This is a genomic window from Candidatus Binatia bacterium, assembly GCA_026415395.1.
GTDB lineage: Bacteria > Desulfobacterota > Binatia > HRBIN30 > HRBIN30 > HRBIN30.
Genome location: JAOAHD010000010.1, coordinates 42,246 through 66,926 on the forward strand (window position 1 = coordinate 42,246; position 24,681 = coordinate 66,926).

The 24,681-nt window shown below is 61.0% G+C and carries 19 protein-coding genes and 1 pseudogene; 14 read left to right on the forward strand and 6 right to left on the reverse strand.

From position 1 onward, the window contains the following. Positions 1–53 precede the first annotated feature (53 nt). The gene (locus N3C12_10465) at positions 54–749 is read right to left on the reverse strand and encodes a hypothetical protein (protein MCX8072860.1); all 696 of its coding nucleotides are present in this window, start codon (positions 747–749) and stop codon (positions 54–56) included. 312 nt (positions 750–1,061) lie between these two features. Between N3C12_10465 and N3C12_10470 the strand changes: the two genes are divergently transcribed. Next, a complete protein-coding gene (locus tag N3C12_10470) occupies positions 1,062–1,430 on the forward strand; it encodes a metallopeptidase family protein (GenBank protein ID MCX8072861.1) in 369 nt (122 codons plus the stop codon). A 69-nt stretch (positions 1,431–1,499) separates the two neighbouring features. Here N3C12_10470 and N3C12_10475 read toward each other — a convergent pair whose 3' ends face one another. Both N3C12_10475 and N3C12_10480 read right to left on the reverse strand, forming a co-directional pair. After that, positions 1,500–2,930, reverse strand: a complete 1,431-nt coding sequence (locus N3C12_10475; GenBank protein ID MCX8072862.1) for a sigma-54 dependent transcriptional regulator — start codon at positions 2,928–2,930, stop codon at positions 1,500–1,502. Beyond that, positions 2,927–4,546, reverse strand: a complete 1,620-nt coding sequence (locus N3C12_10480; protein ID MCX8072863.1) for an ATP-binding protein — start codon at positions 4,544–4,546, stop codon at positions 2,927–2,929. Before N3C12_10480 ends, N3C12_10475 begins: the two co-directional genes overlap by 4 nt. Before the next feature lie 446 nt (positions 4,547–4,992). On the opposite strand from N3C12_10480, the gene N3C12_10485 reads away from it, so the two are divergent. From N3C12_10485 to N3C12_10500, 4 genes are read left to right on the forward strand one after another with little or no spacing between them, the layout of a single operon-like run. After that, positions 4,993–5,451 (forward strand): hypothetical protein, encoded by a 459-nt coding sequence (locus tag N3C12_10485; protein ID MCX8072864.1) that lies wholly within the window; start codon positions 4,993–4,995, stop codon positions 5,449–5,451. 9 nt (positions 5,452–5,460) lie between these two features. After that, positions 5,461–6,405: a gluconate 2-dehydrogenase subunit 3 family protein gene (locus N3C12_10490; GenBank protein ID MCX8072865.1), complete on the forward strand. Its 945-nt coding sequence runs from the start codon at positions 5,461–5,463 to the stop codon at positions 6,403–6,405. Between the two features lie 9 nt (positions 6,406–6,414). After that, entirely contained in the window at positions 6,415–8,190 is a 1,776-nt protein-coding gene (locus tag N3C12_10495; GenBank protein ID MCX8072866.1) for a GMC family oxidoreductase, read from the forward strand. A 59-nt stretch (positions 8,191–8,249) separates the two neighbouring features. After that, positions 8,250–9,056, forward strand: a complete 807-nt coding sequence (locus N3C12_10500; protein ID MCX8072867.1) for a glycerophosphodiester phosphodiesterase — start codon at positions 8,250–8,252, stop codon at positions 9,054–9,056. An 11-nt stretch (positions 9,057–9,067) separates the two neighbouring features. Here N3C12_10500 and N3C12_10505 read toward each other — a convergent pair whose 3' ends face one another. Both N3C12_10505 and polX read right to left on the reverse strand, forming a co-directional pair. Next, positions 9,068–9,550, reverse strand: a complete 483-nt coding sequence (locus N3C12_10505) for a hypothetical protein (protein MCX8072868.1) — start codon at positions 9,548–9,550, stop codon at positions 9,068–9,070. Positions 9,551–9,578: 28 nt separating this feature from the next. Further along, entirely contained in the window at positions 9,579–11,369 is a 1,791-nt protein-coding gene (gene polX, locus N3C12_10510) for a DNA polymerase/3'-5' exonuclease PolX (protein MCX8072869.1), read from the reverse strand. 133 nt (positions 11,370–11,502) lie between these two features. Between polX and N3C12_10515 the strand changes: the two genes are divergently transcribed. From N3C12_10515 to N3C12_10555, 9 genes and pseudogenes are all read left to right on the forward strand, one after another. After that, positions 11,503–11,745, forward strand: coding sequence for a hypothetical protein (locus N3C12_10515; protein ID MCX8072870.1), 243 nt, complete (start codon positions 11,503–11,505; stop codon positions 11,743–11,745). A 108-nt stretch (positions 11,746–11,853) separates the two neighbouring features. Next, positions 11,854–12,723 carry a glycosyltransferase family 2 protein gene (locus tag N3C12_10520; protein ID MCX8072871.1) on the forward strand — a complete coding sequence of 290 codons (870 nt, stop codon included), beginning with the start codon at positions 11,854–11,856 and terminating at the stop codon, positions 12,721–12,723. Beyond that, positions 12,720–13,262 carry a hypothetical protein gene (locus N3C12_10525; protein MCX8072872.1) on the forward strand — a complete coding sequence of 181 codons (543 nt, stop codon included), beginning with the start codon at positions 12,720–12,722 and terminating at the stop codon, positions 13,260–13,262. Before N3C12_10520 ends, N3C12_10525 begins: the two co-directional genes overlap by 4 nt. Beyond that, complete coding sequence (locus tag N3C12_10530) at positions 13,259–14,338, forward strand: radical SAM protein (protein MCX8072873.1); 1,080 nt, start codon at positions 13,259–13,261, stop codon at positions 14,336–14,338. The genes N3C12_10525 and N3C12_10530 overlap by 4 nt, the downstream gene beginning before the upstream one ends. Before the next feature lie 2 nt (positions 14,339–14,340). Then, positions 14,341–15,165 carry a glutamate racemase gene (gene murI, locus N3C12_10535; protein MCX8072874.1) on the forward strand — a complete coding sequence of 275 codons (825 nt, stop codon included), beginning with the start codon at positions 14,341–14,343 and terminating at the stop codon, positions 15,163–15,165. A gap of 198 nt (positions 15,166–15,363) precedes the next feature. Next, positions 15,364–18,768: pseudogene (secA, locus tag N3C12_10540) on the forward strand (preprotein translocase subunit SecA). Positions 18,769–18,846: 78 nt separating this feature from the next. Continuing rightward, complete coding sequence (locus N3C12_10545) at positions 18,847–18,996, forward strand: SEC-C metal-binding domain-containing protein (GenBank protein MCX8072875.1); 150 nt, start codon at positions 18,847–18,849, stop codon at positions 18,994–18,996. A gap of 66 nt (positions 18,997–19,062) precedes the next feature. Beyond that, positions 19,063–20,286 carry a bifunctional glutamate N-acetyltransferase/amino-acid acetyltransferase ArgJ gene (argJ, locus tag N3C12_10550; protein MCX8072876.1) on the forward strand — a complete coding sequence of 408 codons (1,224 nt, stop codon included), beginning with the start codon at positions 19,063–19,065 and terminating at the stop codon, positions 20,284–20,286. A gap of 372 nt (positions 20,287–20,658) precedes the next feature. Beyond that, the gene (locus tag N3C12_10555; GenBank protein MCX8072877.1) at positions 20,659–22,215 is read left to right on the forward strand and encodes a PQQ-dependent sugar dehydrogenase; all 1,557 of its coding nucleotides are present in this window, start codon (positions 20,659–20,661) and stop codon (positions 22,213–22,215) included. 17 nt (positions 22,216–22,232) lie between these two features. Here the strand turns inward: N3C12_10555 and N3C12_10560 are convergent, their stop codons facing one another. Further along, a complete protein-coding gene (locus N3C12_10560) occupies positions 22,233–24,677 on the reverse strand; it encodes a heavy metal translocating P-type ATPase (GenBank protein MCX8072878.1) in 2,445 nt (814 codons plus the stop codon). Positions 24,678–24,681 lie beyond the last annotated feature (4 nt).

Sequence of the window (24,681 nt, forward strand, 5' to 3'; positions counted from 1 at the left end):
CATGCCTGGATAGCGGCAAGACTGCCGGACGGTGTTACTGCCTTTGCTGGGGCTTACAGGTCCTTGCGCACCACAACGGTTCCCGAGCCGAGCGAGGCCGCGCTTAAAACCCCGTCGAGAACCAACTGCACACGCAAGCGCCGCGCATCGACTGCGCGAATCACCGCGGCAATGGTGTCTTGCGGGTCGGGAAGAAAAATCACCGCAGGCGTGGTGGAACTCGTTTCATCGCTCGATGCACGCCCGAGGGCACGAGTGATCTGGGTGTCCCCCACGGTGCCCGAAAACGCCACACCAAAAGTACTTTGCCCATCGAATGGCGAGCAATCCGTTTGACCCTGCGCTGGAGCACAAATATCGATCCGTGCCTCTGGGCGCGGTGCCACCGCCGTACTCGGAAGCGGTGCACCCACCGCCACGGCCACGCCTGGCTGATCGACAATGATCGCCGCTGGGCCCGCAGTGCCCGTCAGGCGATAGCGTACCAATGCTGGCGCACTGTCGAGCAAGCGCAAGGTAAGGCCAAAAGGTGTGGCTCCGTTTTCCACGAAGATCTGAAACGGGGCACTGGCGACAATCTCCTGTCCGGCCAGGGAACGGAAAACCCGATCCCCGGCGTGCACCTCGATTACCTCGAAGCGGATGGGCCCTGCCACTTGGGGCAACACCTCGAAGGCGATCTCCGGCAAGTTCGGCGGATTGGAGCCCGACTCCCCACAACCCAAAACCGACGCGACAAACACCAACACCCCCAAACACCGCCAAGCTTGTCTCGGCCACAGTGGACAGCGCCCTGACATGCGTGTCGCTGTTCGCACCGCGGCATTGCAGGGTCAAGAGACAGCACGCTCCGTAGCTAAGCGCCGATTCCTATCACTTAGGGGAATGCGAACGGATTGCCGCCAACGCCCGCTGGATTCACATTCGTTTACCTAACTGAACCCGCCGCGTGAGATTTCTCGCTGGCAGCTCCCAGCCTAACTCGGACAACATCGCAAGCGAGGTCTTGCGGAAAGCGCTGCGATACCAAGCTTGAGGCAGCGTGCTAACCCGTAGGAGCAATGGAGCGCGATCGCTTTATCGATTTGGTTCAAGAGGTCTGGGAGCAGTTCCCCGAGCCCTTCGCCTCCAAACTGGAAAACGTCGTACTCATCGTGGAGGACGCGCCCAGCCCTGAGCTACTTCGTTCCATGGGGCTGAACCCGAGGCGCGACACCCTCTTTGGTCTTTACCGCGGCGTGCCACTTCCGCAGCGCGGAGCGACGTTTGCAAACCACCCGCCGGACACTATCACCATTTTTTACCGGCCGCTGGTTCAACGCTTTCACACCGAGACCCAACTCCGCCGTGAGATTGCACGCACGATCATTCACGAAGTAGCCCATCACTTTGGAATGAGCGAGGCGGAAATCCGCAAACTCGGGTACTAACTCGCTTGCTCCTCACCAACCTGCGCGTCCAGCTCCGTTGAGCCTCTTTCGAGCAACTTCGGTGAACGGCTAACGCAGACCGTACTTCTCCAACTTGCGGTAAAGCCGTTGGCGTTCGATGCCTAGCAGGCGAGCCGCTTCCGACTTGTTCCCTCCGGTTCGTGCCAATGCTGCAGCAATCGCGCGCCGCTCCAGCTCCGCAAGCGGGACGATCTCATCGTCCCGCCCCTCAGGGGCAAGCGGCTCCCTGACGTGGGCGCCAAAGCGGATTCGGTCTGGCAAATCCTCCACGCCGATTTCAGGCGCCCGCGACAGCGCAAATGCCCTTTCGATGGTATTTTGCAGCTCTCGAATATTCCCAGGCCAGGAATACGCCAGCAGCCGCTCCATGGCGGCTGGAGTTACCCGCTTCGGTTCAACCCCATAATCGCGACTAAAGCGCTGCACGAAGTGCTCGACCAACAAGGGGACGTCTTCCAGCCGCTCCCTCAGTGGTGGCAGGTGAATGGCCACGACGTTCAAACGGTAGTAGAGATCGCTGCGGAACGCCCCTCGCTGCACCGCATCCTCCACGTCGCGATTTGTGGCCGCAATCAAGCGAATGTCGACTTTCACCGCCCTCGTCGAACCCAACGGAGTCACTTCGCGCTCCTGAATCGCGCGCAAAAACTTCACCTGAAGCGGAAGTGGGATCTCGGTCACCTCGTCCAGAAACAACGTACCACCGTTCGCCGCCTGAAAAACACCTTCGTGATCGTCGATCGCTCCCGTAAATGCGCCCCGGCGGTGACCGAACAACTGACTCTCCAACAGAGTTTCCGACAGTGCGCCACAATTCACAGCGACAAACGGACGGTCCCGCCACGGCCCTCGCTGATGGATGATGCGAGCAACCAGTTCCTTACCTGTGCCCGGTTCCCCCGAAATCAGCACGTTACTTTTATTTTCGCTCACCGCTTCGATGATGCGGTAAACCTCCTGCATCGCTGGGCTGCGGCCAATGATGTCGCCAAAGCCAACGCGGTGCCGAACCTCCTGACGGAGCAACCGAACCTCGCGCTGCAAATTGCGCAGCTCGAGCAGTCGCGAAACCGCCAACAGCAGCTCCTCGGGATGACAGGGCTTAATCAGATAATCCCCGGCCCCGAGCTTCAGTGCCTCGACCGCCGACTGAATCGTGCCATGGCCGGTGAGCACAATCACCGCCGTTTCGTGCCCACGAGCCTTCATTTCCCGGAGAAGTTGTAGCCCGTCCATCACGGGCATGTTCAGGTCCGTGATCACCAAATCGTACGCTCGTTCTCCCAAGCGTTCCAATGCTTCCTTACCGTTGGCTGCACTATCAACGGAGTGACCCCGCCGTTCGAGGATTTTCGTCAAGGTCCGCACCATGTTGGCCTCGTCTTCGACCAGCAACGTGCGAATCGAGCCAACACGTTGGGACACCAGCGGCTCGCCCTGCTGTTGGCAATCTCCCGCAAGGTGCGCTTGCTCGCTCATTGGCTTACCCGCCCCGGCACGCCCAGCAAACCGACGAACTCCTCGTCGACCTCACCGCGAGGCAGCTCGATCGTGAAGGTCGTTCCCCGGTTCACCTGACTCTGCACCCGAATCTCACCGCGAAACTGTTTCACCACCGAGTGCACCACGGAGAGTCCCAAACCGGTGCCCTGCCCCGGCTCCTTGGTCGTGAAGAAGGGATTGAAAATGCTGCTCAAATGTTGCGGCGGGATACCCACGCCGGTGTCGCTAAAGTCGAGGCGAATGCGATCGTTGCCCAGAGGCATCGTGCGAATCCGCAGTTCGCCACCGTTGGGCATTGCCTGCACCGCATTCGTGATAAGATTCAGGAACACTTGCCGCAGCGCGTTCTGGTTCGCCACACAGAGGCCCACGTCGCCAAATTCGGTGTGCACCTGCACGCCCCGCGTTTGCAAGCTCTTTTGCATCAGTTGCAAGGTTTTCCCCAGCAATGCGTTCACATCCACCACTTCGGTCTCCGCCCGCGAGGTCCGCGAAAACTCGAGCAAATTGTCGATGATTTCCTGCACCCGCCGCATTTCTTCCAAGGCAATGCGCAAGTCCTCTTCCACCTCGGGTTGTCCTGGAGGCAGAATTTCTTTGAGGTCGAACAACGCGTTGGCAATAATGCCTAAGGGGTTGCGGATCTCGTGGGCAATCCCAGCCGCGAGTTGGCCGATCGCGGCCATCTTCTCCGACTGAATCAGCTGGCTCTCCAGCCGCTTGCGCTCCGAAATATCCACGCAAATTACCTGGAAAAAGCGCTGCCCCGCATACTCAATCAGACCCGCGTTGATGAACACGGGGATACGTTCCCCATCCCGCTGCAGCAAGTGCAGGTCGTCGCGGCGTGCGTGGCCGCGGCGCCTCGCCTCGTCCAGCAAGCGTTGGACCCGCTGTCTTTCTTCGCCTGGGACGAGGTCCCAAAAGCGCAACCCAACCATTTCCTCGCGGCTAAGTTGCACGAGTTTTTCCGCAACTCGGCTTGCTCCCAAGATGGTGCCGAAGTCACAGTCCACCCGGAAAATCGCTGCCGGCGCATTGTCCACTGCCTGACGGTAGCTCGCTTCTTGCTCTCGCAAATCGGCTTCGCGCCCAGCCACGAAGAAGTCCGTGACATGGAGGATGCGCTCTTCAAACTCCTGCCGTAACAACCGCAACAAGGCCGCCGCCCGCACCGGGTCGTGCTTGCGTTGCTCCTCGATCCGTTCCTCGAACAGCCTCACTAAGCGCATTTGCCCGCTCAGGAAGCGCGAGGCGGGAAAATGAGAGATAAAGCCGCGCCGCGCGTGGTTGCGAAGAAAGACGTAGGTTTCCACGTCCTCCGGGTCCTCGATGTGCCGAAACCAACGCTGGAGCGCAGACAACATCCAGTCGCGCACCTCTGCCCACTGAGGCTCGGGAATTTGGAAGGCGCGGCCGACGATGCGAATCCATTCTTCCACTACTTGCGGCATCGCCGCTTCGAGCAAGGCTACCAATTCACGGCGCAACCCGCGTTCCCCTTCCGGCACCAGGTACAGGCCGCAGCCGCGCATGTAGTTACGCACCCGAGTCAGTTGTTCGTCCAGCAATCGATCCCGAGCAGCGCCCATGCCTCGCAATTCGCCTCGAAGCCGGCAAAATAACAACCTATGCTACATGCCTCCAGCGCTGGGGTGTGTGTCGCCCGAGCTGCCCTTCTCGCTGATCTTAGGTGTCGTACCTCGGAATGCCCTCGGGCCGCGCTGGAATCGCCGACGCCCTTTCAGAACTAAAAGGCAGGGTGCTTTAAACTCGCGTTCGTTTCCCGAACGGGAATGGAATGCGTACTCCTTGCGTTTGCGGCTGGTACGAGCGTTGCCGAAACTCTGCACCGGCCCGGACTCGTGTCACGCGTGGTTCCCCTCCGTAAGCGTTAACGAACCCGGCGCCGCAGGTGGGGCGAATCGTGAACCCATGCGGTCGATCCTCACCGAAAGAATCGCCACCATGCTTTACAGGGGCGCGCGCAACGTGCTAGGACGCGGCGCCAAACAACTGTTCACTTGGGAGTATGGGGATGCAAAACGACGAGCTGTTGGAACGACTCAAAGCGTTGACCTTTTGGAGCGGGCATCGAGAAATGTCGATCGAAGACCTGGCTGCCATCCAGCCTGGTCTTGGCCGCATCATGCCCGAGATCGGTCAACGAACCTGGAAGCTCTACTATGCGGCGAAGGCGGGCAATTGGGCTCTGGCAAACTTTCAAGCGAAGGAAATCCGCGGACTAATGGAGCTGGGCGCGTTCACCCGCCCAAAGCACGAAGCGGCGCTTGTGGAATTTCTCGAGCAACACTGGACGCCGCTTCAGGAGGCCATCAAGAAAGAGGACTTCTCTGCGTTCGAAGCAGCGTTCCACAAAGCGGTGGATGCGGCCAATGCCTATCATGAGCTGAAAGACAAGCCGTACATCGTCTGGAAATTGCCCGATCACCCACCACCCGACCTCGACTTGTCTCCCCGAAAAAAGAATGCCTAACCCCGTCCTATGCGTCTACTCCCCGAGCTCGAGCGTGCCGAGCGTGCGCGTACAAAGGGTTTCACGCGCCGGCAGGTGCTGCGCTGGGGCTTGCTCGGGGGCGCTGCGGCGCTCGTGCCGGTTACCGTCCCCGGATGTGGTGATGACGGCGAACCGGCCGCACCGCCTCTCGACTCCGAAGCTCCCTCGTTTCTCACGGAACGGGAGCGCGAAACGTTGCAAGCGCTCATTGAAACGGTGCTCACGCCGGACGAGGAGAGCGGTGCGGTCCTGTACGGAGTCGAGGACTACATTGCCCGCCTCCTTTCGACAATTCCGACCGAGCAAAATCCAGGATTCGTTTTTGCCGGAGGGCCGTTTAGCGGCCGCAATCCGTTCCCGGACTATGATCGAGGTGCACCCAGCGGAAATTTTCCGCGCAATAATTTCCGCGAGTTCGTTCCACTGAACCGCTGGCAACGGCTGAGCTGGCGGGCCCGCCTGCTCGGCTCAGATGCAGTGCCGGAGTTCGATTTTAACGCCTCGGTTCTCGGTCCCGTGACCGGCCTCCGGACGCAGTACCGAGTTGGGCTGCAAGAGTTGGAGGATCTCTCCCAAACCACACTCGGCCGCCCGTTTACGGAGCTAACGGTGGCGGAACGCCAAGCCACGCTACAACGGGCAGACGCGGATTTTGTGGCCTTGGTGACCGGCCACATTCTCGAAGGCCTATTCTCTGCGCCCGAGTACGGCGGGAATCCCAACGGCCTGGGTTGGCAGCTCATAGGCTACGACGGTGATAGTCAGCCACTCGGCTATGCACTGTTCGACCGGAGCGCGGACACCTATCGCGAGCGACCCGACAAGCCGACATCGACCGCCAATCCAAACGAAACCTTTGCAGCATTTCCCACTGAAATTGCGACGCTGTTACGGACTCTCACTCGCTTGGCTGGGGCTCCCCGCTTTCCCTAAGGGACGACCGTGACCACCGGCGCGCGTGCACAGTTGCCCTCACGGGTTCCTGGTGTTCTTGGGAATACCTCGCTCGACCAGTTCGACGCCGTCATCATTGGTGCGGGCGCGGGCGGCTCGGCGGCAGCACGGGTTCTTACCGTAGTGGGCGGGAAGCGCGTGCTGATTTTGGAGCATGGGCCTAACTACTTTCTGGGCCTCGACGACCCGGACCCCAACAAGCCTGAGCCACTGTTCAGCAACGATGAACTCAAACTCGCAATCCGCGGGTTCGTCGCGCAAGATCCATTACTCGAGCCGCGTACCTTCCGCGAGTCAGAGATGGCCGCGGCGGCTTTCCACCATGACGTGAATACACTCCCGAAGACAGTGGGCGGCGCAGCGATCCACGCCGATATGAAGTACCCGCGCTTTAACCGTGTGGACTTCCGCCTGGCCTCGGAGCTTGCAGCAAAGGGGGTCCACTATGAAGGCGCTGCCTTTGCTGATTGGCCGCTCACATACGATGAACTGGAGCCTTACTACACGGAGGCAGAACGACTTTCCGGGGTGCAGGGGTTGGCTGGCAGCGATCCTTTTGCCTCCCCCCGCACCTCCGACTACCCCATGCCACCCGGCTTGCCCATGTACGTGGCGGAAGTGCTGAGCCGCGGCGCCACGACCCTCGGCTACCACCCCTTTCCGTATCCCGGCGCGCAAAATTCGCGCTTTTATCGCGGCCGACCGCCCTGCAACGACTGTGGGTTTTGCTCCGGCTACGGCTGTCCAAACAATTCTAAAGGCAGCCCGGCGGTCACCACGCTGCGTGAAGCGTTACTCACCGGCCGCTGCCAGCTTCGTTACAATGCTCATGTCACCCGGCTGCTTCACAATGGTCGCGGTCGGGTCACGGAGGTCGAATACGTCGACGAGCATGGCACCGTACAGCGTGCTCGGGGAGATATATTCCTTCTCGCCGCAAGCGCGATCGAAAGTGCGCGCTTGTGTTTGCTTTCCGGGATCGGGAACGAGAGCGGCCTCGTCGGGCGATTCCTGATGTTCCACACGCAGAACATCAGTGTGGGCTTCTATCGGCAACGGCTCCACGGGGAACGCGGCCGCTCTGTGACGCACGGAATCTCCGATCTTCGCGGGGTGCGGCCCGGCGGAGACGAAGTTGATCCATCCATGCCCCTGGGTGGCATCGTGGAATTCGGCACCAACTCCGGCGCGATTTCCGGCGCGCAAGCTGCGGTGCAAGCATTCGAACTCGCCCGGCTGCAAAACATTCCGGGGCTTACGCTCTGGCGGCTGCTGCGCGCAAATGTTTTCCAAGGACATATCGCCGTCGCCTTGCAGCAAGCTGAAGATGCGCCGTATTTCCACAACCGGATCGACCTCGATCCTCAGTTGCGCGACGTGTTCGGTCAGCCCGTGCCGCGCATCACGTACCGGCTCGGGACGCTCGAGCGCGCAGCCAGACAGTTTTACGGCCCTCGGTTGGTGGAACTCCATCGCGCGGCGGGCGCGGAGTACGGTTTTCTCGCCCCGCTCGACACCCCGCCGCAGTCGCGCCACGTGCTCGGAACGTTACGAATGGGCGCAGATCCAGCGAGCTCGGTTTGTGATTCGCAGCAAAGATTTCATACTGTGGAGAACCTGTTTGCTGTGGACGGCAGCGTCTTTGTGACCTCCTCTGGTTATAACCCGACGCTGACAATTATTGCCCTGGCCTTACGCGCGGCCGCGCACCTGGTCGCGCCCAGCTCTCCGGAGCGCGTGCTCGGCAAGGACGGTCCTCTTTAGCACCGGCTCGCCGTTCAGCGCGCTTTCTTTTGAAGGCACGCTCCGTTAGGGGCGAAGGCATGTCCCAGTCATTTTACCGCAACCCACCGCCACGGATTTTCGGGCACCGAGGTGCTGCCGGCCAGGCACCGGAAAACACCCTGCCCTCGTTTGCGCTGGGCCTCGCGCTCGGTGCCGACATTTTGGAATTCGATGTCCATCCAACGCGCGATGGCTTTATTGTCGTCATTCACGACGACACCCTCGACCGGACGACCAACGGCAGCGGACTCGTGCGCGACCATGCTTTGCACCAGATCGAGCGCCTGGATGCTGGCTACCACTTTTCCCGCGATGGGCGCGATTTTCCGTTCCGTGGCCACGGTGTGCGGGTGCCGACGTTCGAGGCCGTGCTGAAACAGTTTCCGTTGGCAACGTGTAACGTCGAAATCAAAGAAAACGATAGTGGACTGATCGATGAAGTCATCGCCACACTGCGCCGGCTCGATGCCGTGCATCGGGTCCTCGTTGCCGCGGAAAACGGCGCAATCCTCGAACAGGTCCGCCTCCGTGCACCCGACATCACCACCAGCTTCTCCGCTCAGGACGTACTCACGTTCCTCGATCGCCTACAACACCAGCGATGGGACGGCTACACACCGCCCGGAATCGCCCTCCAGGTGCCGCCGCGAGTTGGCGATATCGAACTTGTGCGACCAGAGTTGATCGCAGCAGCCCATCAGCTCGGCTTGGAAGTCCATGTATGGACTTTGAACGACCCGGACGAGATTCGCCGTGTTCTCGAACTCCGGGTCGATGGCGTGGTCTCCGACTTGCCCGGGCTTGCGCAGGTGATTGCGCGGGAGTTTTCAGGTTCCGTAGCCTGAGGCACGAACACTCAAGCGCTTTGCAGCAAGACTCCTGCACTCACAAAGAAGCACTGCTCGGGCTCCACGTGCAGAGAAAATACCTCCGCCTCCCCGTCAGCCTCCACCGCCGCCACTTGCCAACCCGCTACGGAAAGGCGCTCCTCACCGGAATCTGTCCGGTAGCGGTAGCCCGCCGGGTAATGAAATGCCGCGCAGAGCACAGTGCCGGGCTGCAAATCCCGCAAAGCCACACACTCGAGGCTGGCCAAAAACACACCTTGAGAGGGCACCGCGCGGAACCAAGCCCCGTTTTCGAGCCGGAGGCGTAAGACCGGCGCGGTGGCTACCATTTGCACGTCGCGCATCATCCGGAAACGCACCCGCCCGGTGGCATCGCGGGTGAAAACAGGAATTGCTTTCCCCGCCACCTTGCGAATTTCCATCGGCCCCTCGGGCGTTTCCACCAGCGTCTCCGCCGCCAAGCCACAACGAACGTCCATAAGTGCCGTCATACTGAACGTTCCCAAGCACGTCCACCACTCACCCGCGGCGCGCGCGCTTGGCCGCCCCTTTGCGCGCGGTCTTCCGTTCACCGCGCGCGCCTTTTAGGTGCGCCAAAAACTCATCCACCGGCAGGGTGTTCAGCACATCAGCCGCTGTCGCCCAGCCGCGCCGAGCGGTGGCGATCCCGAAAAACAGGTAATCGAGGTGATGGATGCTGTGGGCATCGGTATCGATCACCAGTTTCGCCCCTGCCTGGATTGCCTTGCGAACGTGCTCATCGCGCAAGTCCAGACGTTCTGGATAGCCGTCGATTTCGAGCACGGTTCCCGTGCGAACGGCGGCGGCAAAAATCTCATCGAGATCGACATCGTACGGTTCGCGCTTTAGCAAGGCCCGGCCGGTGGGGTGGAATAAAATGTCGGCATGGGGATTTTCCATCGCCCGCACGATGCGGCGGGTCTGCTCAGCCCGGGGCAAGTGAAAGTAAGAGTGCACGGCAATTCCCACCACGTCGAGTTGAGACAATGTCTCGTTATCGATGTCCAAACTGCCGTCACGGTCGATGTTGACCTCGGCCCCTTTCAAAATTCGGAAGCCTCGTAGCTTGCTGTTCAAGCGGTCAATGTACTCCATCTGCTCGCGTAACTTGGCAGCGTCCAGGCCGACCATAGCGAGGGCGCGCGTGTGGTCCGTAATGGCAATGTACTCGCGACCAAGCCGCCGCGCCGCCTCGACCATCTCTTCTATGGAATGAGCCCCGTCGGTCCAATTGGTCTGCACCTGCAAGTCGCCGCGGACCTCGCCGTACTCAATTAGCTTCGGCAACTTGCCCTCCCGCGCAGCTTCGATCTCTCCGGTGTCTTCCCGCAACTCAGGCGCGATAAATTGCAAGCCCAAGGCCTCGTAGACTTCTTCCTCGGTTCGGCCAGCGATGACCCGCTCGCCGCGGAATAGCCCGTACTCGTTCAGCTTCAGTCCCTTTTCCATCGCAATGCGCCGCAGCGCCACATTGTGGGCTTTGCTACCGGTGAAGTAATTCAACGCTGCACCCCAGCTCTCGGCAGGCACAACGCGCAAGTCCAGGTCCATACCCATGTGCAGCTTCACGCTCGACTTCGTGTGGCCTTTGCCATGCACGTACTGCACCTCCGGCATGTTGACGAAGAAGTCCATCACGGCGTCCGGGTCGTCCGCCACCACCAACAAATCGCCGTCACCCACCGTTTCCTTACAGCGACGAATCGACCCAGCGATCGCCACACGACGCACCCCGCGAACCCGCGCCAGCCGTCCCTCAATCTCCCTCACCAGCGGCAACACCGTCCCCAGCAGGAAGCGACCTTGGCTCCGTTTGAGAAACTCAATTCCGCGTAAGATTTTCTGCTCGCTCTTTTCGCCAAAGTGCGGGAGACTGCGAATTTTCCCCTCGCGCGCCGCTTTCTCCAAATCTTCCACCGTGCGCACACCGAGCTTTTCGTACAACACCTTGATGTTTTTCGGCCCCAAGCCCTCGATCGCGGCCAAGCCACTCAGATCTACCGGCACCTTGGCATGCAGCTCTTCGTAGTACGGCAATTTGCCCGTCCGCACCATGGTCACGATTTTTTTGGCAATGCTTTTTCCGACTCCGGGAAGCTCTTCGATGGCGCGCTCTCCGCCCTTTTCCAGCACCTGCGCAATCGGTTCCGAAAGGCTCTCCACCGCATACGCGGCCTTCTCGTAGGCCCGCGGCTTGAACGGAACATTGTCCATCTCGAGTAACATGGCGATCTCGCGCAAGATGCGCGCCACTTCTGCATTGGAGATTACCCGCTTCGCTCTGGCCATCGACGTCCACCTACCGCAACGCTTTTTCCCCAATCACCTCTTGCTGGCAAGGACGGGCGTTGGACAACGTCCTAACGCAGCGCGTTGCGATTTTTATGCATCGCGTTATAGAATTCGGCAAAGGAGGTGCTCGATGATGGCCCTCGAAAACTATTCAACCTTACCTACCTGGGCAGGCAATGCGGACCAAACGCTGATTCTTGACCCCAGCATCGCCTGGCTGGTGGTGTTGATGCTCGTGGTCGTTGCCAGCGGCCTGCTCTGGCTCCTCAATCGCGAATTCCACGAGCGCCAGGGTGAGCGCTGCAACGCTCCTCGCCAGCGCGAGGTACGAAGGGCGCCGCGTCCAGCCACGCAACGACTCCGCGAGGCCTGATTCACCCCTGCTCGCCAGCGTTTCCTACTCGCCCTGCAAAGGGTCCCGGGCGTTGGCATTTCCTTGGCGCGGCGAATGCTCTAAACACCTTCGCCCGTGTGGGCCAGCGTGGTCATCCCAACGTACAACCGCCGCACGCTCGTGTGCGAGGCGATCGGCTCCGTCCTCGCGCAAAAGGGTATGCCCGCCGATGCCTTTGAGCTCATAGTCGTGGACGATGGTTCCACCGACGGTACCAGCGATTTCTTACGAAGTCAGTTTGGCGACACGATCCGGCTGGTCCAGTTGCCTACCAACCAAGGCGTGGCGGCAGCACGCAACACCGGTGCGGCGTGGGCGCGGGGGGAGTGGCTAGCGTTTCTCGACTCCGACGACCTCTGGCACCCCCGCAAGCTTGCCCGACATTTGCGCTTTGCGGAGGAACACCATTACGCCATCAGTCAGACCGAGGAAACTTGGGTCCGCAACGGCCGCGTGGTGAATCCCTGCCACCATCACCGCAAACCGCAAGGGGATATCTTCATTCCGTCATTGGAGCGCTGCCTCGTGAGTCCCTCAGCGGTGCTGCTTCGACGAGAGCTGTGGGAACGCCACCAGGGCTTCGACACCAGCTTGCCGGCCTGTGAAGACTATGACTTGTGGCTGCGGATAGCCTGCGAGGAACCGGTGGGCCTGCTTGTGGAACCGCTGGTCATTAAGCGCGGTGGCCATGCCGACCAACTTTCCCGGCGCTTTTGGGGGATGGACCGCTTCCGCGTTGCCAGCCTGCTCCGCATCCTGTTTTGTCATCCGCTCGACGACGTGCGCGCCCACGCGCTGCTCGCGGTGATCGACCGTAAGACCCACATCTTGGCCAACGGTGCCCGAAAACGGGGGCGTGTGGAGGAAGCTGCGCGTTACCGATTGCTATTTGAAACGGCTCGGAACTACGTGCACCTACGTTGGCCGGCTGAAGCGCAAAGAGGCCTACGAGCATGACCGATCGATCCCTTGCCGATGCTATCCGCAAATTCGCTGCCGAACGCCACTACCGCCCGCAAACCGTCGAACAGTGGATCTCTTTGGAGCAACCCGATGCAGCAGCGCTTCTCCATTTGGCCTCGAGCCTTCGGCTCGGATGTAACCAACTCCGGGATCTTTGGGAGATTGCCGCGGAAATTGCCCTGCGGGATCAAACGACCATAGCGGCGGTACTCCGAGCGCCCGAGATCGAACAGGTCCTGCAGGCAAAGTTGAGCCGCAATGACCGCTTACAACGCATCAAGCATCTTCTCCGTCGCCGCCGCTTCCCAACTCTCACCGCGGCTGAAGAGCGCGCCCGCACCTTCATCCAAGCGGGAGGCTTCCCCCCGACCATTCGCATCTCCTTACCACAATTTCTCGAGGGCGACGAAATTCTCGTCACTTGCCGCGCGAAGACTCCAGAGGAACTCCGGGCGCAGCTCGCAGCGTTGTCCCGCTGGGCGGAGGGCGACTTCTGCGCAAGGCTCTTTGCTTTGCTAGGGGGTGAAGCGTGATTGCCTGGCAACCCGACACTGTGTGGATCGAGCGTGGGCTCGAAACGAGCCACATTGCGGGCAACGTGCACAAGTTTTATCCGGACGTCCCTCAATACACTTTCGATCCCCCACCTCCGCTGCCAGCGAGCGATTTTGCCACCGGCAAACGCCAACTCGTGATTCAGCGACACCGTGGCTCGTTCCTCCATCACTGCCCGGCAGGCACACCCGGCCTAGTTTGCTGCAACTATCTCGTGGTGAATTTGGGGGCTAACTGCCCGTTCGATTGCAGCTACTGTTTCCTGCAAGAGTATCTGGCCCACACTCCAGGGCTCCGCCTGTTTGCCAACGTGGCCGATGCACTGGCGGAAATCGATGATGTATTGCGCCGTCACCCGCAGCGGCGCTTTCGGATCGGCACCGGAGAGCTGATCGACAGTCTCGCCCTCGATCACCTCACCGGGCACAGCCAATTGCTCATTCCCTTCTTTGCGGAACGGCCGAATGCCGTCCTCGAACTCAAAACCAAGAGCGTTGCCATCGACGGTCTCCTCCAACAATCGGCAACCCAAAACGTGGTCGTTGCCTGGTCCCTCAACGCAGCATCCATCATCGACGAGGAGGAACCTGGCACTGCCTCGCTTAGCGAACGGTTGGCTGCGGCCCAAGCGTTACAACAAGCGGGCTATCGCGTCGCCTTCCATTTCGATCCTTTGGTTGCGATCGAAAACTGGGAAGAGTCCTACCGCGACGTGGTCCGCGCCCTGGAGGCTACGCTCGATCCACACCGGGTGGCATGGATCAGTCTCGGGCACCTCAGGCTGAGTCCGGGACTCAAGCGCGCCATGAAAGAACGGCAGCGCGGGGCGCAACTGCTTGCGGGAGAGCTTGTCCCAGGTGCGGACGGCAAACAGCGTGCATGGCGCGGAATCCGCTTGCAAATGTACCGTGCCCTGCTGCGCTGGCTGGCAGAGTGGAACGAGGGAATCCCTCGCTACATCTGCATGGAGCCGGCCGGGGTATGGGAGAAAACCTTCGGCGAGGCGCCCACGGATCAAGAGGTTGCGGCAAGGCTCGTCGGGCCCACGTTGTAGCCATGCCTCCACGCCCGTCCTCGCCCGCCGCGAAGTCTCGGCATGCTATTGGCGTGTTCGACTCCGGAATTGGGGGGCTCACCGTTGTCCAACAGTTGATGCGGCTCATGCCGCAAGAAGACATTATTTACCTTGGCGACACGGCGCGCACACCGTATGGGACCAAATCGCCCGAAACCATTTGCCGTTACGCAACCGAAAACGCAGCGTTCTTGCTCGACAAGGGAATCAAACTTCTCGTTGTGGCTTGCAACAGCGTATCGGCAGTAGCCCTCGATCTCTTGCGACAACAACTACCCGTACCGGTTGTCGGGGTCATCGAGCCAGGCGCAAGGGAAGCCGCACGCCGAACGAGAAACGGGAAAGTTGGCGTCATCGGCACGGAAGCCACCATCTCCAGTGGTGCTTACACGCGGGCACTGAAACAGTTCGCCCCCACCTTGGAGATCTACACCCGTGCTTGCCCCCTATTCGTCCCGCTTGCAGAAGAAGGTTGGGTCAACAACGAGGTCGCGCGCGCGGCGGCGCGGCGTTATCTCGCAAGCTTGCGCCGCAGCGGGATCGACACATTGGTGCTCGGCTGCACGCATTATCCGTTGCTCGCTCCAGTCATCGGTGAAATTCTCGGCCCCCAGGTCGCCTTGGTCGATTCCGCCGGCACCACCGCCCAGACGGTACGCCGAGAACTGCAACGGCACAAGCTGCTGCGCAGCAACGGCAGCGGATCGTTGAGCTTCTTCGTGACCGACGCGCCAGAACGGTTCATCAAAGTCGGGAGTTTTTTTCTCGGTCAACCGGTGGAGTCGGCGGTTCGACTGGAACGCTAAGTCGCCCCTTGCCATGCAGGAGGCGGCGGACGCTGCTAGCCTTGCAGGTCGTATTGACGCTTCCTGACGAACGCCCGGACGGTCCTACCTGAAAACAGCCCGAAAGCAGCAGTCAGCGGCAAAACCACTGTCGCTTGCGGAGGGAGGTTGGGGTGCATAGAGAAAACGAGTCGGTAATAGCGGAGACCACACACACCAATGTTGAACCTCATCAAAAAAATCTTTGGAACGAAAAACGAACGTGAGCTCAAACGGCTCTGGCCTATCGTCGAGCGCATCAATGTACTGGAAGACTCAGTGGCCAGGCTGTCGAACATAGAACTCCGGAACAAAACCGAGGAGTTCCGCCGGCGTGTGCAGGACGATACGGCCCAAGAGCGACGCGAACTCGCAGAGCTTTTGGAACGGCAGCGGGCGCTCGCCGAAGCCCCGACGGTGGAAGACCCCGAGGAAGAGGACCGTTTGCGCGAGGCGATCCGTGCAGCGCAAAAGCGGCTGCGCGAGGCTGAAGAGGCCGTGTTGCTTGAAATCCTCCCGGAGGCATTCGCACTGGTCCGCGAAGCCGCCAAGCGCGCCATTGGTTTGCGACACTACGATGTCCAGTTACTCGGTGGCATTGTCCTGCACCGCGGGGCAATCGCCGAAATGAAAACCGGAGAGGGCAAAACTCTGGTCGCTACCGCTCCCCTGTACCTCAACGCTCTCACGGGCCGGGGGTGCCACTTAGTGACCGTAAACGACTACCTCGCCCGGCGCGACGTGCAGTGGATGGGCCCGATCTTTCACCTCCTCGGCGTTTCCGTTGCCTCCATCGTCCACGAGGCCAGCTACTTGTACGATCCCGCTTACGTCGTCCGCGACTACCGCTTCCTCAGCCTCCGCCCCATCGAGCGCAAGGAAGCATACCTGGCGGACATCACCTACGGGACCAACCATGAGTTCGGCTTCGACTACCTGCGCGATAACATGAAGTTCAGTCTGGAAGAGTACGTCCAGCGCGAACTGAACTACGCCATCGTCGACGAGGTGGACAACATCCTCATCGACGAGGCCCGCACGCCGCTCATCATTTCCGGGCCAGCAGAAGAGTCGACCGAGAAGTACGAGCGGATCAACCGGATCATCCCGCGGCTTCAGCGCGGCGAGCGCAAGGAGAAGAAAAGTCCCGACGAACGACCCGAAGAAACGGGCGATTACTGGGTGGATGAAAAGGCACGGACTGCGGTGCTCACTGAACAAGGGATCGCCAAGGTCGAGCGCATGCTGGGGATTACCAACCTCTACGACCCTCGCCACATCGACATCCTGCACCATGTCAATCAGGCGCTCAAGGCGCATGCCATTTTCCGCAGAGACGTCGACTACATCGTCAAGGACGGTCAGGTCATCATCGTGGATGAGTTCACCGGTCGCCTGATGCCCGGCCGACGGTGGTCCGACGGCTTGCACCAAGCGGTGGAAGCCAAGGAAGGCGTGCCGATCGAACGGGAAAACCAAACCCTCGCGACGATCACGATCCAGAACTACTTCCGCATGTACAAGAAACTTGCCGGTATGACCGGTACGGCGGACACGGAAGCAGTCGAGTTTAAGAAAATTTACGACCTCGATGTGGTCGTGATTCCGCCGAACAAGCCGATGATCCGCGTGGATTATCCCGACGTCGTCTACAAAACCGAGCGAGAAAAATTCAACGCGGTCGTCGAACAGGTAGTCGAGTGTCACGAGCGCGGGCAACCGGTACTCGTCGGTACGGTATCGGTCGAGAAGTCCGAGCGGCTTTCCAAACTCCTCAAGCAGCGCGGCATCAAACATAACGTCCTCAATGCCGTGAACCATGAGGCCGAAGCCAACATCATTGCGCAGGCGGGGCGCTACAAGGCCGTCACCATCGCCACGAACATGGCTGGCCGGGGCACGGACATCTTGCTCGGCGGCAACCCAGAATTTCTGGCGCGCGCCGACATGGAAAACGAGTGGCTGCAGCGCGTCCAAGGTCTCCCTCAGGCAGGCCAACGCTACGAAGACGTGCTCCAAAAACTGCGCGATGCCTACGACGAAGCCGTGGAGCGCGCACGGAAGCAATATGAGCCACTGTGGAAGCCCTTCGAGGACAAACAAGCCGATGCGTTACATCGCCTCACCGAAGCACACCGCGCCTACCTCGAGGCTCGTTTTTGGAAAGAGCGCCAGGCCATGCTCAGCCAGTTATCTGCTTGGCCGCAGCAGCCGACACCCTCAGACGTGCAAGCCTGCACGGCTCAAGTTGCGGCCTACGCCGAGGCGCTGCAGGAAATTGACCGTGTCTGCGGTCCGTTCTTCGACGAGGAAGGCCAAGGACGCTTTTCTCGGGCCCTGAACGAGCTCAAAGCAGCGTTGGAAGAAGTCAGCCGCAACGGCACTGGCAACGGCAGCCGCCTACAAACCGCGCTTGCCCAGTTCGAGCGGGCACGGTCGGAGTATGAACGCGCAATCCAAAAAGCGCTCTCACAAACCGAGGGCGACGGAGCGAACTTCGAAGAGGCGCGGCGCGTCTACGAGGAAACCGAACGCGAGTTTCGGGAAGCGGAGATCGCCTACCTCGAACACCGCAAGCCTTACGAAGAAGCGGTAGCCAAGGCGCAGCACGAATACGAGGAGATGCGGCGCAAATACACGAAGGTCGTGGAGGACGTACGCGAGGAGATGGAAAAGTCGCCGGACACGCTCCGCGCCCGCTACGAGGAGATCCTCGCGCACTACCGCAAGGTTTGTGCCGAGGAGCGCGAAAAGGTGGTCGCCGCAGGTGGCTTGATGATCATTGGCACGGAGCGCCATGAAAGCCGCCGGATCGACAACCAACTGCGTGGCCGTGCGGGCCGACAGGGTGACCCAGGCGCTTCCCGATTCTTCCTCTCGCTCGAAGATGACCTCCTGAGGATTTTCGGGGCCGATCGCATTCAAGGACTCATGACACGTCTGGGCATGGAGGAAGGAGAGCCGATTGAGCACCGCTTGATTTCCCGTGCCGTTGCCAACGCGCAAGCGAAGGTCGAAGCTCACAACTTCGATATCCGCAAACATTTGATCGAGTACGACGATGTCATGAACCAGCAGCGGGAGATTATCTACACCCGCCGCCGCGACATCCTCGCCCGACAGAACCTCAAACGGGACATCCTCGAAATGGCCGAAAATGTAGCGGCCGAAATTGCCGAACAATACGCCGACAAGGACACTCCGCCGCAAGAGTGGGACTGGCAGGCAATCGAAGACACGGTGTTCAAGACCTTTGCCTTCCGCCCGAATTTTTCTCCGGAGGAACGCAAGAACATCTCGTTCCAGGAACTGGAGAACCGACTCATCGAGGCCGTGCATACTCACTACGAGGCCAAAGAACAGCAGTTCACCGCACCCGTGCTCCGGCATTTGGAAAAGATTGTCTTGCTCCAAACTCTCGACACACTCTGGAAAGACCACCTGCTGTCGATGGATCACCTCAAAGAGGGTATTGGGTTGCGCGGTTATGCCCAGCAGAACCCCCTGCAGGTGTACAAAAAGGAAGCGTTCGAGCTCTTTGAAAACTTGATGGCGCAGTTCGAGCGCGACGTGGTGGAAAAGGTCTTCACCGTGCAAATCGCCCGCGAAGAGGACGTGGAGCAGCTCGAACGGCAGCGCCGCCCACAACCGGCACGGCTGGTAATGAGCGGCGGGGGGTTGGCTCAGCCTGTGGCCGCCGCGCCCACGCGCCGAGCCGCAGCCGCGGTTTCCGCCGCCGGACCGAAGGTGGGGCGGAATGACCCTTGCCCGTGCGGGAGCGGCAAGAAGTACAAGAAGTGCCACGGGGCCTAACTTGCGGTTGCCGGCCGTGTTTTTCGCTAGCGAGCCAAGCCGCGCGGCACTTGACTGGATCGCGTCATGAAAGTCGACCTTCCCACGACCCCCATTCGCATACCCGGATTCTTGTTCTCCGGGGTCTCCTGCGGCATCAAGGAAAGCGGCAAGCCCGACCTCGCCGTTATTTATGCGGAACGGCCTGCCGCTGTGGCAGCCGCCTTCACCAGCAATCGCGTGCAGGCAGCCCCGGTGCAAATTGCCCGGGAGCACACGCGCGCGGGGCGCTTACGTGCGATCGTGGTGAACAGCGGGAATGCGAACGCCTTCACAGGGGCTGCCGGAATTAAGGCTGCGCGCGCGATGTGTCGCCTCGTGGGACAGCACCTACGTGTGCCTGCAGCTCAGGTGCTCCCCTGTTCCACCGGGCGCATTGGCGTGCCCCTGCCAATGGATCGCGTGGAAAGCGGCATCCGCGCGGCCTGTCAGTCGCTATCGCCCGACGGCTTTCACAGCGCTCTTGCGGCCATCATGACGACTGATGCGTTCCCGAAATTTTCGACCCGCACAGTGCCTCTGGCGGGCCAAGAGGTTGTCGTCGCCGGAATGGCGAAAGGTGCCGGCATGATCGCTCCCCGCCTCTCACTGGCACCCCATGCAACCTTGCTGGCGTTTCTCTTCACGAACGCTCCGCTCACACGCGATGCGCTGCGCGCGCTGCTTCGCGCCGTCTTGCCCGAGTCTTTCAACGCGGCGGTCGTGGACGGCGACACGAGCACCAACGACACCGTGGCATTCCTCGCCAGCGGTGTCGCCTCCCTGGCCCCGATTGCGCCACGATCGCCAGCATTTGGTGCCATTGCTCAAGCAGCAACGGAAGTCGCACGCGAACTCGCTCGCATGGTCGTGCGCGATGGAGAAGGAGCGACGCGAATCATCGACGTGGTGGTTCGCGGTGCGCAGACCAAAGCGGACGCCGAGCGTGCGGCCGACGCGATCGCGAGATCTCCCCTATGCAAGGCTGCCTTTTACGGCGGTGACCCGTACATGGGGCGCGTCGTCTGTGCCTTGGGCTACAGTGGTGCACGATTTGACCCGTCCCGGATTCGCATTTACCTCGATGACCTGTTGGTCGTCGATCGTGGGGTCGAACTGGTCTCTCAAGTCGAGGGCCAAGCCCAGGCCATCGCGGCTCGCTCGGAATTTCGGCTCACTGTCGACCTCCGCGCGGGATCCGCTCAGGCGTTGCGTTTTTGTTCCGACCTCACCGAAGAGTACGTTCGCTTCAACTCAGCATACCGTACCTAAAGCGGCTCCTCTCTGGCTAAGAGAAAGCCACTCGTGGGCGAGTTTCCCACGCGTTGGCGCCTCCGGTGGGCCACAGTCCGCCACCAGAACTCCGGCCCTTTGGGGAAGGTTGCGTCACCGCCACGCAAACAGCGCAGGCTAACGCGCACCTCGTCTGGGCAGTGTTTTCCAGCGAACGGGGAAAATACCCACATTCCGCGGAGTTGCTGAACAGCTTCCTCTTCCCGCCCGACGAAGCATGCCTGCCAAGCCCTAGCTCGTTCCTGTGCCTGCGCCGTTAGTTCGCGGTTGATGTTTGCGCGGTGAGAAATCTGCTTCGTTGCCGCATTTCCCCGTGGTAGGGTAAGTTCGCCAGTCGAGCGTGGAGGGGTTATGAGACCGGTCAAATGGCTTCTTCTGTCCCTAGCGGCGCTTCCGGGCCGCGCCCTAGCCGTAGAAACCTGTGCGAGCGCCTCAGCCAAATACGTTTCCGCGGTCATTCTCGCGGCTCGCAATTGTTTGGTCCGCCAGTTGCCGCAAGGCAGAAGTTGCACGCCTAACAATCGAATTCCAAACCTCCGGGCCCAGCGGGTGCAAAGCTTTTGTCCGAGCGACACGGTTGCCCGGCTGGCTTGCACTGCGCGACAGGCTCTCCTGCCCACTGGCCTCCCCTACAGCTCCTTGATTGGAAGCGGGTTCACCCACGTGTGCACCACGGCTGCCTGCGGCAATGGTGTACTCGAGCCGGGTGAGCAGTGCGACGACGGGAACACCACCGGCGGCGACAACTGTTCTCCTACCTGCCAAATCGAAGGTGGTGCGTGCAATGACGTGTGCGCTGGCGTGGTTCCCGTACCCGGCACGGCCATCCGAGCGGAGCGCATTGCCAGTGGTTTGAGCCGGCCACTGTTACTCACCGCTCCTCCCCGCGACGTGAGCCGGCTGTTCATCGTGGAGAAAACCGGGCGCATTCGCATTCTCAAGTGGGGAGCCTTGCTCCCCACTCCCTTCCTCGACATCTCCGCGCTCGTCTCCAGCGGAAGCGAGCAAGGTTTGCTTGGCCTCGCATTTCACCCACAGTACGCCGACAACGGGCGCTTTTTCATCAATTACACGGACACCGCGGGCAACACGGTGGTTGCGGAGTATCGAGTCTCCTCCAACCCCGACATTGCTGACCCCACGCCAGTTCAGGTGATCCTGCAAGTTTCTCAGCCGTACGCCAACCATAACGGTGGGCATCTCGCGTTCGGGCCCGACGGGTATCTTTATATCGGCTTGGGCGATGGGGGGAGCGCCGGCGACCCTCAAGGTAATGGTCAGAACCCGGCAACCCTGTTGGGGAAAATGCTGCGCATCGACGTCGATCATGCTGCTCCCTATGCGGTGCCGCCGACAAATCCTTTTGTCGGGGCAGGGCCACCGCTCGACGAAATTTGGGCCCTCGGGCTCCGCAATCCGTGGCGCTACAGCTTCGACCGCATCACAGGGGATTTGTACATTGCGGATGTGGGCCAAAACCGCTTCGAGGAAATTAACTTCCAGCCCGCCAGCTCTCCCGGGGGCGAGAATTATGGCTGGAACATCGTCGAAGGCAACGCGCACTGCTTCCCATCAGGCAGCACGTGTGACCAAACCGGGCTCACCCAGCCGATTCACGAGTACGATCACTCTCAGGGGTGCTCTGTGACAGGCGGCTACGTGTACCGCGGCTGTAAGATGCCTGACCTACGCGGACGATATTTCTATGCCGATTTTTGCACCGCTTTTGTGCGGTCGTTCCGAGTCGTCAGTGGCGTGGCTACGGACCACCAGGACCACACGGCTGAGCTCGAGAGTAGCGGCGTTTCCATCGATCAGGTTGCATCATTTGGCGAGGATGCGCGCGGGGAGCTTTATATCGCCGACCTGGGTGGGGAGGTCTTTAAGATCGTTCCGGCAACGCCTTAGGCCACTCGTCGGCGAGATTACAGGGATACTCGATAAAGCCGCAAGGCGTTGGCGATCACCGACACGGAGCTGAAACTCATCGCCGCCGCTGCGATTATCGGGTCCAGCAACAGTCCCCAACTTGGGTACAACACGCCCGCAGCAACGGGGATCGCTGCCGCGTTGTACACAAACGCGAGGAACAAGTTCTGGCGCACGTTCCGCATCGTCGCCCGGCTCAACCGACGGGCGCGGAGCACACCCCGCAGGTCCCCATGCAACAAGACCACGCTAGCACTGGCGACGGCGATATCCGTCCCTGAGGCAATCGCCATCCCCACATCAGCCCGGGCTAAGGCAGGAGCGTCGTTGATGCCATCGCCCACCATGGCCACCACATGACCCTTGGTGCGGTATTCGTCGACCCAGCGCGCCTTATCGGCTGGCGATACTTCGGCGACAAAGTCTTCGATGCCTAACAACCGCGCGGTACGCTCTGCGGCCTTGCGATGATCCCCCGTCAGCATGACGAGGCGCACGCCCTCGGCGCGGAGGCCCTGCACCGCCTCCTCGGCGGATTCCCGGATTGGATCGACGAGGGCCAGCGCCCCTGCCAATTGCCGCTCGACGGCCACCAACACCAACGCAGCCCCTTGTTCTTGAGAACTCTCAATGAGGTTCTCGATTGCACACAAGCCTACGACTCGCTCCCTTTCCAAAAACGCTTGCGAACCCACTAACACTTCTCTGCCGTCCACCTTCCCCACCAAGCCACCCCCCGCATCCACGCGGACATCCACGGGGGTCGATAAGCGGACGTTGCGTTCTCGTGCCGCCTCCACCACCGCCTTCGCCAAGGGATGCTCGCTCGCCTGTTCCAGACTGCCCGCGACCTGCAACACCTCCTCCGGGGAAAGCTTGCCGCAAGCTTCCACCTGCATGACTTGAGGCTTTCCGAGCGTGAGTGTGCCCGTTTTGTCGAGGAGCAAAACATCGGCGCGGTCCAACACCTCCAACGCCTCCGCGTTCTTGATCAGCACGCCAACCTGCGCACCAAGCCCTCTCGCCACCATGATCGACATCGGCGTTGCAAGGCCGAGCGCGCACGGGCAGGCAATGATGAGCACGGCCACGGCGCTCACCAACGCGTGGGCAAGCCGCGGCTCAGGCCCAACCACGACCCAGGCGACGAACGTGACCAACGCCACCAGCAACACCCCGACGACAAACGCACCTGCCACGCGATCCGCGAGGCGTTGAATTGGGGCGCGAGTGCGCTGCGCCTCCTGGACCAGTCGGACAATTTGCGCAAGCACGGTCGCCTCGCCAACCCGTTCCACTCGCATCAGGATGCTTCCACTACCGTTCAACGTGCCCCCGACAACACGCGTCCCGACCTTCTTTTCCACCGGCAGCGATTCTCCGGTCAGCATCGACTCGTCGACGACGGTTTCTCCTTCGATGACGACACCATCGACGGGGATTTTACTCCCGGGGCGGACGCGCAACACGTCACCGACACGCACCTCCGCCACCGGCACCTCCCGTTCGCTCCCATCTGCCTCCAAACGGACGGCGGTGGCGGGCATCAAGGCCAGCAACGCACGCAGCGCTGCGCCAGTTCGTCGCCGCGCACGCACTTCCAACACCTGCCCGAACAATACCAGCACCACGATGGCTGCAGCCGCTTCAAAGTACACCGGCACGTGCCCCCCGTGACCCCGGGCCGCCGCCGGCAGGATGCTCGGGACTGCAGTGGCCACGACGCTATACGACCATGCGGCAAGGACGCCGAGGCCGATCAGCGTGAACATGTTGGGCGAGCGCATTCGCACCGAAACCCAAGCACGCTCGAGGAACAGCCAACCAGAATACCAAACCACCGGAGTCGCTAGGGCCAGCTCGACCCAGTGCTGAATGCGGGCGCCGAGAAATGGAAAACTGGCACCACTCCTCACCATCGGCCACATCGCCAACAAGACCACTGGAAGGGCGAATATCGCGCCGACGACAAGGCGCCTTTGCAGGTCAGCAAGCTCGGCCTCGTAACCTTCCGCAGCGCCGGACAAGGGATCGAGGGCCATTCCACAGCTCGGACACGCACCAGGCCCGAGCTGGCGCACTTCCGGATGCATCGGGCAAGTGTACTCCACAGTCTCTGCGGCGGTTGGCGCTGAAGGCGCCTCCGCGAGAAAACGCTCTCGGCAAGAGGCGCTGCAGAACCAGTAGGTCTTCCCAACCCGTTCCACCCAGCCACCGGCCGCCGCGCCTCGTTGTACCCGCATGCCGCACACTGGATCGGTGGCGTACAAATAGCTCTCAGGTTGGGCGACAAAACGCTCCCGACAGCGGGGATTGCAGAAGCCGAAACGAAAACCGCGGTAGTCTGCCGTGCCGCCCTTGGGCTGCTCAAGGTCCACCTTCATTCCGCAAACGGGGTCGACCCCCCGCCAGTGTCCGAACGTCAGCTCTTGTTCACTCATTCGC

Coding starts and splice junctions, on each gene's coding strand:
- N3C12_10470 (MCX8072861.1), top strand. CDS start 1,062: ATGGAGCGCGATCGCTTTATCGATTTGGTTCAAGAGGTCTGGGAGCAG.
- N3C12_10475 (MCX8072862.1), bottom strand. CDS start 2,930: ATGAGCGAGCAAGCGCACCTTGCGGGAGATTGCCAACAGCAGGGCGAG.
- N3C12_10480 (MCX8072863.1), bottom strand. CDS start 4,546: ATGGGCGCTGCTCGGGATCGATTGCTGGACGAACAACTGACTCGGGTG.
- N3C12_10485 (MCX8072864.1), top strand. CDS start 4,993: ATGCAAAACGACGAGCTGTTGGAACGACTCAAAGCGTTGACCTTTTGG.
- N3C12_10490 (MCX8072865.1), top strand. CDS start 5,461: ATGCGTCTACTCCCCGAGCTCGAGCGTGCCGAGCGTGCGCGTACAAAG.
- N3C12_10500 (MCX8072867.1), top strand. CDS start 8,250: ATGTCCCAGTCATTTTACCGCAACCCACCGCCACGGATTTTCGGGCAC.
- N3C12_10505 (MCX8072868.1), bottom strand. CDS start 9,550: ATGACGGCACTTATGGACGTTCGTTGTGGCTTGGCGGCGGAGACGCTG.
- polX (MCX8072869.1), bottom strand. CDS start 11,369: ATGGCCAGAGCGAAGCGGGTAATCTCCAATGCAGAAGTGGCGCGCATC.
- N3C12_10515 (MCX8072870.1), top strand. CDS start 11,503: ATGATGGCCCTCGAAAACTATTCAACCTTACCTACCTGGGCAGGCAAT.
- N3C12_10525 (MCX8072872.1), top strand. CDS start 12,720: ATGACCGATCGATCCCTTGCCGATGCTATCCGCAAATTCGCTGCCGAA.
- murI (MCX8072874.1), top strand. CDS start 14,341: ATGCCTCCACGCCCGTCCTCGCCCGCCGCGAAGTCTCGGCATGCTATT.
- N3C12_10545 (MCX8072875.1), top strand. CDS start 18,847: ATGAGCGGCGGGGGGTTGGCTCAGCCTGTGGCCGCCGCGCCCACGCGC.
- argJ (MCX8072876.1), top strand. CDS start 19,063: ATGAAAGTCGACCTTCCCACGACCCCCATTCGCATACCCGGATTCTTG.
- N3C12_10555 (MCX8072877.1), top strand. CDS start 20,659: ATGAGACCGGTCAAATGGCTTCTTCTGTCCCTAGCGGCGCTTCCGGGC.
- N3C12_10560 (MCX8072878.1), bottom strand. CDS start 24,677: ATGAGTGAACAAGAGCTGACGTTCGGACACTGGCGGGGGGTCGACCCC.